The sequence below is a fragment of the Mesorhizobium sp. M0960 genome (assembly GCF_040319055.1).
Taxonomy (GTDB): Bacteria; Pseudomonadota; Alphaproteobacteria; order Rhizobiales; family Rhizobiaceae; genus Mesorhizobium.
In genome coordinates this window covers 158048-171248 of record NZ_JAMYNN010000010.1, presented here as the reverse complement: position 1 = coordinate 171248, position 13201 = coordinate 158048, and the positions used below count along the sequence as shown (strand labels likewise).

Below are 13201 nucleotides of genomic sequence, written 5' to 3'. Positions count from 1 at the left end.
AGGTGGACGAGTTTGACCCAGAACATGAATCATCAGTTGCTCGATCGGGAATTGGCCGCAGACGATCCGTGGCGCCTCGACGGCAATCCGTTCGAGCGGGAGCGCCACACGCAAATGCTCCAGCTGGCGCTTGCCCAAGGCTCCATTACAAATGCCCTCGAAGTCGGGTGCGCTGCCGGCGCATTCACGGAAAAATTAGCTCCCAACTGCCAAGGGCTCACCGTCATCGATGTCGTGGCGCAAGCGATTGCTCGAGCACGTCAACGGATAAAGGAGCCGTCGCGCATCAACTGGATAGTCTCCGATGTTCAACAGTTTTCGACCGACGAGTTGTTTGACCTGATCGTTGTGGCGGAGGTCCTATACTACCTCGAAGACATAGCCGAGATGCGCGCGGCCGTCAAAAACCTGGTGCGGGTGCTTGCGCCAGGCGGGCATCTGATCTTCGGATCGGCAAGGGATGCTAATTGCCGTCGCTGGGGTCACGCCGCTGGTGCTGAGCCGGTCATCGCCATGCTGAACGAAACGTTGATCGAGGTAGAGCGTCTTGAGTGTCGGGGCGAGTCGGTCAACGAAGACTGCTTGCTCGTCCGTTTCCGGAACCCGCTTTCCGCTTCCTGATCAATCGAATCTATCGCCGTTAACGTGGAGACACTATGCGCATCTGTGGTACCAAGCTGACCCATGATGGGGCGATCGCCCTTGTCGAGGATGGACGGCTCGTCTTCTGCGTTGAGCAGGAAAAGCGGCACAACAATCCGCGTTATCAAACCATCGATAATCTCGACGCAATTGTCGCCGCTTTGGCGGAACAGGGGCTAAATCCTTGTGATGTCGATCAGTTCGTTATCGACGGCTGGGATGGCGAAGACGAGTCACAGTTTCAGGTCCGGCAGGCAACCAAGCAACCGCCAGTCTTGGCGTCCCTCTCGGTAAAATGAACCCATGTCCATGGTAGCGATCGATCTTACTGACGTAAGCAAAACTTATGACAAGCTCGTTGTCGACAGACTGTCGTTCCGCGTTGCGGCGGGGGAATGCTTCGGGCTCCTGGGACCGAACGGTGCGGGCAAAAGCACGATTGCGCGTATGGTCCTCGGCATGACATCGCCTGATGCGGGGAAGATTACTGTGCTCGGCGCTCCAGTGCCGGCGCGCGCGCGTTTGGCACGTATGCGCATCGGCGTGGTCCCGCAGTTCGACAATCTTGATACCGCGTTCACTGTACGCGAGAACCTGTTGGTGTTCGGGCGCTACTTCCGGATGAGCAGACGCCAGATCGAAGCGGTCATACCATCGCTGCTTGAGTTCGCCCGCCTCGAGAACAAAGCGGATGCGCGCGTCGCCGAACTGTCCGGCGGCATGAAGCGGCGCCTGACGCTCGCGCGTGCGCTGATCAATGACCCGCACTTGCTGGTGATGGACGAGCCGACCACCGGCCTCGATCCGCAGGCCCGCCACCTGATCTGGGAACGGCTGCGATCGCTGCTGGCGCGGGGCAAGACTATTCTTTTGACTACCCATTTCATGGAAGAGGCCGAGCGGCTGTGCGATCGGCTGTGCGTTATGGAGGAGGGGCGCAAGATCGCCGAAGGCCGCCCGTCCGCACTCATTGACGAGCAGATCGGCTGTGACGTGGTCGAGGTCTACGGCGGCAATCCGCATGAACTGGGTGCGCTGATCCGGCCGTACGCACAGCGCATCGAGGTGAGCGGTGAGACGCTTTTTTGCTATGCACCCGATCCGGAGCAGGTGCTGGTGCAGCTACGCGGGCGCGCGGGTCTGCGCCTTCTGCAGCGTCCCCCCAATCTCGAGGATGTGTTCTTGCGGCTAACCGGGCGCGAGATGGAGGACTGAACAATGGGCGAACGTTATGCGGCGGCCATGCCCGCCAATGCGTGGAATTGGGTCGCGGTTTGGCGCCGCAACTATCTTGGATGGAAGAAAATCGGGCTTGCATCGGTTCTCGGCAACCTCGCCGATCCGATGATCTATCTGTTCGGTCTCGGCTTTGGCATCGGAACAATGATAGGTCCTATTGAGGGCACGTCGTACATTGCGTTTCTCGCGGCTGGCATGGTTGCCACAAGCGCGATGGCATCGGCGACTGCTGAAACGGTTTACGGGAGTTTCGGCCGCATGGACAACCAGCGCACCTGGGAAGGAATGTTATGCACTCAGCTGACGCTTGGCGATATCTTACTCGGCGAATTGGCGTGGGCAGCCACCAAGGCCCTGATGGCGGGCACAGCAATCACTGTTGTTGCCACCACGCTCGGCTACACATCGTGGCCATCCATCCTCTGCTTGCTGCCAGTCATCGCTCTCAGTGGCCTCGCCTTCGCGAGTCTAGCGATGGTCGTCACGGCGCTTGCGCCCAGTTATGAATATTTCATATTTTATAATACGCTTGTTATAACACCCATGCTGTTCCTTTGCGGCGCGATGTTTCCGGTCAACCAATTGCCCGGCACTTTTCAGGACGTCGCCTCCTTGTTGCCGCTCGCACATGCAATTGACCTCATTCGTCCGGCGATGCTTGGCCGTCCGGCCGGCAGCATGGGCCTGCATATCGGCGCGCTTTGCATATACACGGTTTTGCCGTTCTTCCTATCGGTTGCTCTATTTCGTCGTCGGCTGATGCGTTGACGCTACTCACCATTCGTAAAATTGATTCTTTGGGCGATACCCATCCACGCGTCGGATAGGTCAATACATGCGTTTTAAGGGACTCGATCTAAATCTCCTGGTTGTGCTGGACGCTTTGATCAGGGAGCGTAAAGTCACCGCCGCGGCCCGCAGTATTAACCTGAGTCAGCCGGCCATGAGCGCCGCCGTCGGTCGGTTACGCGCCTATTTCAGCGATGAGCTATTTACGATGAACGGCCGCGAACTCATTTTGACACCGCGCGCGGAGGGGCTCGCCACAGCAGTCCGGGACGCATTGCTGCACATCCAGCTGTCGATTATTTCCTGGGACGCCTTTAACCCGGCCCGATCGGATCGTCGCTTCCGCATCATCCTTTCCGATTACCTCACGCTCGTATTTTTTAAGAGGATCGTAGAGCGTGCTGCGCGGGAAGCTCCCGCCGTCCGCTTCGAATGTCTGCTTATTTCCGACGACCCCGAGGAGCTTCTCCGGCGCGGCGACGTTGATTTTCTGATTATGCCCGAAGTGTTCATGTCGAAACATCCTCGCGCAGCCCTGTTCGAAGATATGCTCGTATGCGTAGGCTGCGGCACGAACAAGCAGCTGTCAGAGCCACTTACATTCGACCGATACTTGTCGATGGGGCAGGTTGTGCTTAAATTCGGGGACACCCGGCAGCCCTCCATCGAGGAATGGTATTTGCTCGAGAACGGTTTCGAGAGACGTATCGAGGTCGTCGTACAGGGCTTTAGCATGATCCCGCCCCTTCTATCAGGCACCAACCGCATTGGGACAATGCCCTTACGGCTGGCGCAGCATTTCGCAAAATTAACACCCCTGCGGATTGTCGAACTTCCGCCGCCACTTCCTGCCGCATTCACGGAGGCCGTCCAATGGCCTGCGCTTCACAATAATGATCCGGCAAGCCTGTGGATGCGGGAAATGATGTTGCAGGAGGCATCTCGTATGATTACCCCGCCTAAGAGCACCGGACGTCTCAGTTGTCGGCCGACGACCCCTCCGTTATGAGAGGAGGCATGGATGGCGATTGGGATTGGGCGATTCCTGCATTGTCGAGAACGATGCAGGGAGAGCAGATCCTTCAGCCTGAAGAGGTGGCAGCGATGCTGCCGCTGCATGAGCTTGGCTGGGGAACCGACGGGCGAACGAATTCGGGTGCGCTCGCAACACGGTGCCTCGGTATCTAAGCGAGGGCGGGACTGTTCCGTTTCGCAAGCCTGTGCGGCCGACCGCGTTTGACGGACTGGACGATTGGCTGCGGGAGCGCTTCTTCCCCCATGGCTCGGGCTGGATGACGATCTCGACCCGCTCCAGATGCGCCGGGAACGCCTTGCGCGGTCGCGCAGCACGTCGCGGCTCGCCTGTCGGTCTTGCGGCCTCGAGCTCGGACTCAATCGCGCCGAGCCCGGTCTGGATTTCGAAGGCGAAGGCCTGCTAGGCACGTTCGAGCTTCTCGGAGCTGCGACCGAAGCGGCGCGCTCCAGCTGCTTGACGATCCCATGAAGGTCGGCGATCCTCACCTGGGCACGCTCGTTGAGTGTCGCCATCCGGACGATCTCGGCCTTGAGTGTTTCGCTCCGGAGTTGTTGCAGTTCGGCCTTCTCCGCCGCCATGGCGACGAACATCGCCTTGAGCGTATCGATTTCGTGGGGACGGGCCGAAGCGCTTCTCATCATGACGCCGACAGAAGCTTATTGTGCACGGCCTGAAGCCCGCCTTTTGCGCCTGAGTCACTTCGCCACCGCCTTCCGGCCGGACGCCGTCGCCGTTCGGCTCGAACGCGTGTCCAGTCCATGCCTTCGACGAGCGCCATCAGTTTCGGCGCGGCAAGCCGATCACGCCGTTCTCCGCCAGCGGAACTTGTCCTCGTCCAGCGCTCACGGTGCGGGTATGCCGGCGTCGAGCAAACAGAGAGAAGTTTGGGGCCCAACCAGGACGGCCCCGTTACGAAGTTCGTCCTAGTCCCGGTTTGAGTGTCGAATCTTCATCGATTGCTTGGGCGACCAGCGTCCCCGCCGCCAGCGAGCCCGCAACTGCTCAGCAGAAGGGCGAAGTGAACGTGAATGCATCCATTTCGTAAATGTGTGTCTATCCAAGCAATCGATTTCTCTAATTATCCGATGAGCAATATGAACGCGTCAGGCAGGGTGCATCATTAGGAGTATTTTCGATGGCAAAGATTATCGAGGGTGGCCCGGGTGCCGAAACACTCATCGGCACCGAGCTTGACGATTGGATGGAGGGTTTCCAGGGCGGTGACTGGATTGACGGTCGCGGCGGCAACGACGAGATCTCGGGTGGCCCGGACAGTGACCGACTCATCGGCGGCAAGGGTAACGACCGCATCTTCGGCGGAGATGGCTGGGACGATCTCTCCGGCGACAACGGCCGCTTCAACCCGCGCGTCTCCGGTGAGGACAATGACAGGCTCAGCGGCGGTCCCGGCCAGGATGTCCTCTACGTGGGTGACGGCCAGGACACGTTGACCGGGGGCACCGACAGTGACACGTTCGTGTTCCAGTTCCACAATCCGGTGCCTGGGGTTGTCGGGTCGAAGTCGGACATTACCACTATCACCGATTTCAACCCGGCGGAGGACAAGTTCGCCTTCGATGCGGTGGGCCTCTACAATGACGGTTTTGGCGCGAACTTCGTCAACAACGCCAGCATACAGTCCGGCTACCCGGTGAGCAGCTTCTACAGTGGTGCGGCCTCAGGTGCGAACGGCGAACACGTCGTGGTAATCACTGGCGAATCTTTCAACTCTGCTTCTGAAGCCGCGAGTGCGATCTCCGGCGAGCACGCCGGCGACATCATTGTCTACCAAAGCAGCTACACCGACAGAGTCGCAACTCTGGCCTATGTCACCGCCGACAACAACGCGCATGAATTCGTCCACCTGGGCGGTGTGGTCACCGTGGCCGACCTAGGCCTGACCGCGTCGGACTTCACCTTCGTTTGATCCAGAAAACCCATACGGAACAGCGCCCCGCCCCCCGGGGGCGGGCGCTTCCGTTTCCGCTACTTGCGATGGGCCGGGGCGCCCGGGAGCAGTCGCAGCGTGTACAGCTTGACGAAGCCCTGCACGTCGCGCTGGTCGTACACCGAAATCTCCCTGAACGCGTGGAGGCGGAAGCCTGTTCGGGCCCTTGCGGCCGGCCACGATGACGTTGCCCTTCCAAACCTTCAGCCGGACGGTGTTGTTGTTGACCCGCTCCATTAGATGCCAAGCCAAACATATTCGGCGGGAGCACTGATCCTGAATCAGCGAGTCGGTTGCCGCTCGGGGAGCAATATAGGGAGCTGGGTCGCCAGATCCTCACGGAGACCTACGTGAGTAACCATTCCTTGAAGGATTCAGCTTTGAGACCTTTCCCTCTGACTTCCGCTATTTGGGGAATTCTGTTGATCAGCGGCGTGGTCAACGTGCTTGCGCTGATCTCGCCGCTGTTCATGCTTCAGGTCTACGACCGCGTTCTGGCAAGTGGCAGCGTATCGACGCTAGTGGGGCTCGTCGTGCTTGCTGCAGGGCTTTATGCGTTCCAATGCCTGCTCGACGTTTTGCGCGCCCGCGTGCTGCTGCGGATTGGCGAGCGTTTCGATGAACAGTTTTCCGGACGCGTTCACGATGCGATCGTTCGCCTTCCGCTTTTAACGCGCATGCCGGGCGACGGCTTGCAGCCGCTTCGCGACCTCGACAATATTCGCGGATTCTTAGGTGGAAACGGTCCGACAGCGTTCTTCGATCTGCCATGGATGCTGCTTTATCTTGCCATTTGCTTCCTCCTTCATTTCTGGATCGGCATGACGGCACTTATCGGGGCGATCGGTCTCACATCTCTGACACTTCTTACCAACACTCTGTCGCAACGGCCGATACGCGATACCATTGACCACAACATGGTACGCAATGGTCTACTGGAAGCAGCGCGCCGCAATGCCGAGGTCGTGCAAGCTCTCGGTCTCGCAAAGCGGATCGCTGCCCGATGGCACAAGGCCAATGCCGAGTATCTGGCCGCCAACCGGAAAGCTGGGGACGTGGCAGGTGGGCTGGGTGGCATTGCAAAGTCGTTGCGCGTGCTGCTGCAATCGGCCATTCTTGCCGTCGGCGCGTACCTTGTCATCAGGCAGGAGGCTACGGCCGGGGTCATGATTGCCAGTTCGATCATGATGGGGCGTGCGCTGGCTCCGGTCGATCTGGCCATTTCAAGCTGGAAACCCTTCCTCATGGCGCGCCAGGGTTGGGCGCGGCTGGAGGACCTCCTGGGAAAGGTTCCTGAAACCGCTCCTGTTATGCCAATGCCTGCACCTGAACGCGAACTCCGCGTCGAAGGCGTGACAATCGTTCCGCCCGGCGAAAGGAAGCCGACCGTGACCGGCCTTGCGTTTGCCGTTCAGGCGGGAAGCGCACTCGGGATCATCGGTGCATCGGGTTCGGGCAAGTCGACACTCTCGCGCGCCATCGTCGGCGCATGGACGCCGGTCGCCGGAAAGGTTCGCATCGACAGCGCAAGCCTCGATCAATGGGACCCGGAAGCGCTAGGCCGTCATATCGGCTATTTGCCGCAAGGTGTTGAACTGTTCGACGGCACCATTGCCGAAAACATCGCTCGTTTTGAAGATAATCCTGACCCTGAGGCTATTGTCACCGCGGCGAAAGCAGCGGGCACGCACGAACTGATCCTCCGATTTGAGCACGGCTACGAAACTCCGATTGGTGAGGCCGGATCGGCACTTTCCGCCGGGCAGCGCCAGCGTATCGGTCTTGCCCGTGCTCTTTATCGAGACCCTTTCCTTGTTGTGCTGGATGAACCCAATGCCAATCTCGATGCGGAAGGTGAGGCTGCGGTCGTCAAGGCGATCGCCTCCGTGCGCGGGCGCAAGGGCATTGCGGTTGTCGTCGCCCATCGGCCGAGCGCCATCCGCGCCGTGGATTTTGTGTTGGTCATGGAAGGTGGACGGCAGCGAGCATTCGGTGCGCGTGATGAAGCGCTTTCCAAAGTCTTGAAGAGGGCAGCGATGGCACCAGGCGCTGGCGTCAAGGCCATCGAGTCTACACAGGATAACGTGGGAGAGCGCGCTGACATGGAGGATCCCGGTGGCCGGCATTCATCAGAATAATGACGTTTCCAGCTCCATTCGCCGGCACCTGGTGGCGGGCCTTCTGGCGAGCGTGATCTTTGTTGGAGGAGCCGGAGCCTGGGCGGCCTTCACGAATCTCTCCGGTGCGGTTGTCGCGTCCGGACACTTTGTCGTCGATTCCTATGTGAAGAAGGTGCAGCACCCGACCGGCGGGGTGGTGGGAGAAATCCTGGTGAGCGAAGGTGATAAAGTAAAAGCCGGCGACATCCTCATGCGGCTCGACGCCACCCAGACGCGCGCCACTCTCGCTGTAGTCACCAAGCGGCTCGATGAGCTGGCCGCCAACCTGGCACGACTCGAAGCTGAGCGTGACGATCTGGCGGAGATCGCCTTCCCGGACTGGCTGCTCGCCCGCAGAGATGTTCCGGACGTAGCTTCGGCAGTACATGGCGAGACGCGGCTGTTCGAATTCCGCAGACAATCCCGCGACGGAAGGCAGGCGCAGCTAGCGGAACGCATCACTCAATATGAGCACGAGATCGAGGGGCTCAAGGCGCAGGAAATCGCTTCTGAGAAAAGCACCGAGATTCTCCAAAAGGAAATTGCTGCCCTGAGTGGGCTGCGCGACCAAGGCATTGTCTCGGACCAACGCTTGAACAGCCTGAAGACGCAGGTTGCCACTTTCGGCGGCGAACGCGGTGAGAAGATTGCACATCAGGCACAGACGGCAGCCCGCATAGCCGAAACGCGCCTCCAGATCCTGCAGATCGATCCGGATTTCAAGACGGAAGTCGGCCAGGAGCTCAGAGAGGTTCAGGCGCAGGTTGGGGAGTATGTTGAGCGCAAGATGGCGGCTGAACAGGAACTGCGACGGATCGATATTGTCGCGCCGCAGTCAGGCGCCATTCAACAACTCGCAGTTCATACGGTCGGAGGAGTGATCACGCCCGCCGATCCGATTATGCTAATCGTGCCGGAAGGCGACGATCTTGCGCTTGAAGCACGAATCACCCCGAAGGACATCGACCAAATCCAGCTTGGTCACAAGGCCGTGCTGCGGATGTCAGCCTTCAATCTGAGGACCACGCCGGTATTGAACGGATATGTCAGCCGGATCGCAGCCGATCTGGCGACGGACGAAAAAAACGGCGTTTCGTATTACCTGGTGCGTCTGTCGGTTCCGCATGCGGAACTGACGAAGCTCAAGGACCTGACGCTCGTGCCCGGCATGCCGGCCGAAGCGATGATCCAGACGGGCGAGCGTACGGCGCTTTCTTATTTTGTGAAGCCGCTGTCGGACCAAATCAGTCGCGCATTCCATGAGGAATGAAAGTAATCCACAGAAATATTTTGTTTGTATTCTTGTTGGTTGTTACGCATGCATGAGAGTCATAACCGTCTGAAAACACAGCCATGCTTTCCTCAGTTGGATTCCGCCTCTGACTCAGATTCGTGGTTCCGCGGTCATTTTGCCCTTCCAAGTCGCCGACCATTCAGTTCTTGGCCTCGAGCGCATTAAGATACCCATCATCGTACACAAAGGCTGGAAAAGAGTCCGGTGTCTTGAGCGATCCTAGGTCTGGAGACCTAGGGTGAGCCTGCAAGCACAGGGCCAGGACATGATTGAGCGTCTGCAATATTCGGACAGGTACATAGGAAGACAGGCAGGCGTCAAAAACGCGCTTTCAACGCGCTAAACCGATGCTACGCACCCCGAGCGTCTTGCCGCCCTCGCTCCCGCCGGTAGGAATCAATCGCGAGCAGGCTGCGACGTTCATCGGCGTAAGCTCAACGACCTTTGATGAAATGGTCCAGGACGGCCGGATGCCGCAGCCACGAATGCCGAGCAAGGGGCGCATTGTTTGGGACGTCGAGGAACTTGTATTGGCCTTTCGAAAGCTCCCTCACCGCCAAATCGGAGGAGCACCAAAGCTTGACGAAGATTCGCCGCCACTAGACAATCCTTGGGATCGAAAACCACGAACATGACGGATGAGCCCGTGAAAATCGATCTTAAGGGCGTAGTGAAGGACACTGATCGCCACGGCAATGATCGGTACTATTTTCGCGCACCGGGTCGGAAGAAGGTCCGGCTCCGTGAACCGACCGGCAGCGACGAGTTCCTCGAGGAACTGCGCTGCGCACGCGCCGAGGTCTCTTATGTTCGGCCCGGCACTCTTCCCGAGATTTGCCGGCGCCTCCCCAAGCCTTCCGAGCCAGCGAAGAAAGGCACGTTAGTGTGGCTTTGCCAGGAGTATTACCGTCGGGGCGGCACGGAAATCACCCAAGACACTATGGCGCGCCGACGAGCAATTCTGGAGCGCGTATGCGAATTACCTCATCCCCTCGAAGGTGACCCGGATCCTCAGTATCCCACCAAGGGATCTCTGCCATTCGCCGGTATGAAACGGTCTCATGTTAAGGAGATCAGGGACACCAGGCTCGACGCCCTGGGCGCGGCAAACAATATCGTAAAAGCCATCAGCGCGATGTTTGAGTGGGCAAAGGACACAGAGATTCCGGGCGTCGACTCCAATCCCGCCCGCGGCATCAGACGGCTAAAGAGCGGCGACGGCTGGCACCCATGGGACGTGTCGGAGATCGTTCAATATGAGAAGCGGCATCCGCTGGGTACCGCAGCCAGACGTGCGCTCTCGATCTTCATGTTTACTGGCCTGCGGTTGTCCGACGTCGCGATCTTCGGTCGACAGCACATCACGCTCGTCTACAACGAGGAGACCGAGCAGTGGGAGAAGTGGATCAGAATTAAGCCTGGGAAGACCAGTCGTAACAAGGATGCGGTGTTGGTGGAGCTCCCGCTTCTGCCCGAACTAGAGGCGGAACTTGAGCACACGCCTTCCGACCAGATGACCTTCCTGGTCAATGAGTATGGTCGCCCGTTCTCGGAGAACGGTCTGGGCAACAAGATGCGCCAGTGGTGTGATCAAGCTGAGCTGCCGCACTGCAGTGCTCATGGAATTCGGAAGGCCGGCGCGACGATCGCCGCTGAGAACGGCGCGACGCACGAGCAGCTGAAGGCGATATATGGGTGGACTACGTACCAGCAGCCCGACCACTACATCAAGAAAGCGCGTCGCCGGAAGGTAGCGAGAGCGGCGAAATACCTGCTGGTTATCGATCGAAAAGAGAACAAAATTGTCCCACTTTCTGAGGGGGTTGAAAGAGGTGGGACAAAAATGGCCAAAAAATCCAATTAAATCAACGGCCACAAAAGCCAATGGTGGGCCCGGAGGGACTCGAACCCCCAACCAAGCGGTTATGAGCCGCCGGCTCTAACCATTGAGCTACAGGCCCCACGGCGTTGGATTAGTGTTTTTCCCTGAACCGCACAAGGCTTTCAGAGCGGCTTTCCGAGGGGGCTGGCCGAGACCGCCCAAATCAGCCCATATTGATAACCTATTGCACGTCCCCCATTGGAGCCGCTCGACACTCGGCAGTCTTGGGATCGCAGATCGAGGAGATTTCATGACCAGACGTATTTTGCCACTGGCGATTGCCGCCGCAATCGCATTTCCGGCGATCGCCGGCGCCGCCGATTCGCCGCCGCCGCCGCGCATCGTCGTCACCGGCGAAGGCGAGGCGGCGATAGCACCCGATCTGGCTCTGCTGACGCTCAGCGTCATGCGCGAGGCCAAGACGGCGCGTGCCGCGCTCGATGCCAATAACGACGCCATGGCCGCGGTGATCGCGGCAATGAAATCGTCCGGCATCAAGGAGCGCGACCTGCAGACCGCGGGCATCCAGATCAACCCGCGCTATAACTACACCAACAAGCCCGACGGCAGCCAGGAGGCCGAACTTGTCGCCTATCAGGTGACCAACACGCTTTCGGTGCGCATCCGCGACATCGACAAGACCGGCGACATTCTCGACAAGGCGGTGTCGCTCGGCGTCAACCAGGGCGGCGGCATCTCCTTCTCCAACGACGATCCGGCGGCAGCCGTCACTGAAGCGCGCAAGAAGGCCGTCGCCAATGCCATGGCCAAGGCCAAGACGCTGGCCGAAGCGGCCGGCGTCGGCATCGGCCGGGTTCTGGAAATCACCGACCAGAATTTCGCACCGCCGCCGATGCCAATCAACGCCAAGGCTTTCGATGCGGCCGGCGCATCGGTCCCCGTGCAGGCCGGCGAGAATTCCTATACCGCGCAGGTGACGGTGACTTTCGAACTGAAGTGATCGTCGATCGCAGCGCATAAAAAACCCCGGAGGACCGATCCTCCGGGGTTTTCGAGCCGCACCTTTCCGTCCTGGCGGAAAGAGGCTCCGCTACTTTACCGGCTGAAAGACGCCGGCCGCAAAGCTTCGACGGGCTTAGCGATAGATAATCGGACAACCGCGTTCGTTGGCGAATACGATCACCACGCGGTCGCCGTACTGGCGGCCAGCGACCTTGACCGTGCGGCGGTTGATGTCGACGATGCGGGCGCGGCGCAGGCCCATACGTTCGGCCTTGTCGAGGGCACGCTCCGGCGAACAGGAGCGGCGCCAGTTGCGCTCACGGCGGTGTTCGCGATAGTAACCATCATCTTCGTCGCCGGTATAGACGCCGACGCGCGGATCTTGGTTGTTGCCGAAGCCGAGATAGATACTGTCTGCATGGGCTGGGATGGCAGCAAGCGTGCCAAGGCCGACAAGAGCCGAAAGAGCCGCCGTCTTGATGGTGTTGAACATTGTCTTCTCTCCTTGTTTGAGGGTTTCCACCCGTTTTCGTCGAACCGATGGGAGGAGAATGCACCCGCCTGTCTGAATTTTTTGCGAACCGGCCGTTCATCTCCGGTTCATGCGGCAGAACCGGGATAGTCTCTCGCTTCCGGAACCGGTGCTATGGACGGCGGTCCTACATAGGGTGGACCGGCATGGGCGGATAGGCAACGTCCGTTTTGCTGTCGGTTCTGGGTCCTCGATTCCGGAGTAAATCCTAAGGCTCGTCTGCAAGCATATGGTCGAAATAATCCTCCGGCTCGGCAAGCTCCGTCTCGCTGGCGCTGACCCGGCCGCGCATCGAGATGCCGGCCTCGTGCACAGTCTCGTCGCTTCCCGACACCAGCCTGTGCCACCAATAGAGATCGCGGCCCTCGGCAACCAACCGGTAAGCGCAGGTCTTGGGCAGCCAGCTGATGGTGCGCACATTCTGCGGCGTCAGCCCGACGCAATCCGGAACACGCGCCAGCCGGTTGGTATAATCGGAGCAGCGGCAGCTTCCAGCGTCGAACAGCCGGCAGCCGACGCTGGTCCAGTAGATATCTCCGGTGTCCTCGTCTTCGAGTTTGGACAGGCAGCATTTGCCACAGCCGTCGCAGAGCGATTCCCACTCGGCCGGGGTCATCGCCTCCAGCGTCTTGGTTTTCCAGAACGGCTTTTCCATCGTCGGCATGTGGACCTCGGAGGCGTCAAGGTCAAGCGCAGCAACCCATGCACCCTCGTCCG

11 protein-coding genes, 1 tRNA gene and 2 pseudogenes are annotated in these 13201 nt (G+C 59.5%); 11 read left to right on the top strand and 3 right to left on the bottom strand.

Annotation, left to right across the window (positions count from 1 at the left end):
* Positions 1–24: 24 nt before the first annotated feature.
* The 10 genes and pseudogenes from nodS to NKH63_RS19385 all read left to right on the top strand — a co-directional run bounded on the left by nodS (position 25) and on the right by NKH63_RS19385 (position 10971).
* The gene (gene nodS / locus NKH63_RS19430; protein ID WP_031194123.1) at positions 25–621 is read left to right on the top strand and encodes a nodulation methyltransferase NodS; all 597 of its coding nucleotides are present in this window, start codon (positions 25–27) and stop codon (positions 619–621) included.
* Between the two features lie 35 nt (positions 622–656).
* Positions 657–902: pseudogene (locus NKH63_RS19425) on the top strand (carbamoyltransferase N-terminal domain-containing protein); the annotation flags it as partial.
* Positions 903–945: 43 nt separating this feature from the next.
* Positions 946–1857 carry a nodulation factor ABC transporter ATP-binding protein NodI gene (gene nodI / locus NKH63_RS19420; protein WP_023719311.1) on the top strand — a complete coding sequence of 304 codons (912 nt, stop codon included), beginning with the start codon at positions 946–948 and terminating at the stop codon, positions 1855–1857.
* A gap of 3 nt (positions 1858–1860) precedes the next feature.
* A complete protein-coding gene (locus NKH63_RS19415) occupies positions 1861–2649 on the top strand; it encodes an ABC transporter permease (protein WP_352494954.1) in 789 nt (262 codons plus the stop codon).
* Positions 2650–2716: 67 nt separating this feature from the next.
* Positions 2717–3679 carry a LysR family transcriptional regulator gene (locus NKH63_RS19410; protein ID WP_352918415.1) on the top strand — a complete coding sequence of 321 codons (963 nt, stop codon included), beginning with the start codon at positions 2717–2719 and terminating at the stop codon, positions 3677–3679.
* A gap of 8 nt (positions 3680–3687) precedes the next feature.
* Positions 3688–3950: pseudogene (locus NKH63_RS19405) on the top strand (hypothetical protein); the annotation flags it as partial.
* An 891-nt stretch (positions 3951–4841) separates the two neighbouring features.
* A complete protein-coding gene (locus NKH63_RS19400; RefSeq protein WP_352483785.1) occupies positions 4842–5633 on the top strand; it encodes a calcium-binding protein in 792 nt (263 codons plus the stop codon).
* 386 nt (positions 5634–6019) lie between these two features.
* A complete protein-coding gene (locus tag NKH63_RS19395) occupies positions 6020–7792 on the top strand; it encodes a type I secretion system permease/ATPase (protein ID WP_352822034.1) in 1773 nt (590 codons plus the stop codon).
* Entirely contained in the window at positions 7770–9083 is a 1314-nt protein-coding gene (locus NKH63_RS19390) for an HlyD family type I secretion periplasmic adaptor subunit (protein WP_023719317.1), read from the top strand. The genes NKH63_RS19395 and NKH63_RS19390 overlap by 23 nt, the downstream gene beginning before the upstream one ends.
* Before the next feature lie 670 nt (positions 9084–9753).
* A complete protein-coding gene (locus NKH63_RS19385) occupies positions 9754–10971 on the top strand; it encodes a tyrosine-type recombinase/integrase (RefSeq protein WP_245278594.1) in 1218 nt (405 codons plus the stop codon).
* 21 nt (positions 10972–10992) lie between these two features.
* Here NKH63_RS19385 and NKH63_RS19380 read toward each other — a convergent pair.
* A tRNA-Ile gene (locus NKH63_RS19380) sits at positions 10993–11068 on the bottom strand.
* A 171-nt stretch (positions 11069–11239) separates the two neighbouring features.
* Between NKH63_RS19380 and NKH63_RS19375 the strand changes: the two genes are divergently transcribed.
* Positions 11240–11950, top strand: a complete 711-nt coding sequence (locus NKH63_RS19375) for an SIMPL domain-containing protein (protein WP_023719319.1) — start codon at positions 11240–11242, stop codon at positions 11948–11950.
* 135 nt (positions 11951–12085) lie between these two features.
* Here the strand turns inward: NKH63_RS19375 and NKH63_RS19370 are convergent, their stop codons facing one another.
* Entirely contained in the window at positions 12086–12445 is a 360-nt protein-coding gene (locus tag NKH63_RS19370) for a hypothetical protein (RefSeq protein ID WP_023719320.1), read from the bottom strand.
* Between the two features lie 247 nt (positions 12446–12692).
* Positions 12693–13139, bottom strand: coding sequence for a YcgN family cysteine cluster protein (locus NKH63_RS19365; RefSeq protein ID WP_023719321.1), 447 nt, complete (start codon positions 13137–13139; stop codon positions 12693–12695).
* Positions 13140–13201 lie beyond the last annotated feature (62 nt).

What these genes read in the sequence shown, in the direction of transcription:
- nodS (WP_031194123.1), top strand. Translation starts at nt 25, where the DNA reads ATGAATCATCAGTTGCTCGATCGGGAATTGGCCGCAGACGATCCGTGG.
- nodI (WP_023719311.1), top strand. Translation starts at nt 946, where the DNA reads ATGTCCATGGTAGCGATCGATCTTACTGACGTAAGCAAAACTTATGAC.
- NKH63_RS19415 (WP_352494954.1), top strand. Translation starts at nt 1,861, where the DNA reads ATGGGCGAACGTTATGCGGCGGCCATGCCCGCCAATGCGTGGAATTGG.
- NKH63_RS19410 (WP_352918415.1), top strand. Translation starts at nt 2,717, where the DNA reads ATGCGTTTTAAGGGACTCGATCTAAATCTCCTGGTTGTGCTGGACGCT.
- NKH63_RS19400 (WP_352483785.1), top strand. Translation starts at nt 4,842, where the DNA reads ATGGCAAAGATTATCGAGGGTGGCCCGGGTGCCGAAACACTCATCGGC.
- NKH63_RS19375 (WP_023719319.1), top strand. Translation starts at nt 11,240, where the DNA reads ATGACCAGACGTATTTTGCCACTGGCGATTGCCGCCGCAATCGCATTT.
- NKH63_RS19370 (WP_023719320.1), bottom strand. Translation starts at nt 12,445, where the DNA reads ATGTTCAACACCATCAAGACGGCGGCTCTTTCGGCTCTTGTCGGCCTT.
- NKH63_RS19365 (WP_023719321.1), bottom strand. Translation starts at nt 13,139, where the DNA reads ATGGAAAAGCCGTTCTGGAAAACCAAGACGCTGGAGGCGATGACCCCG.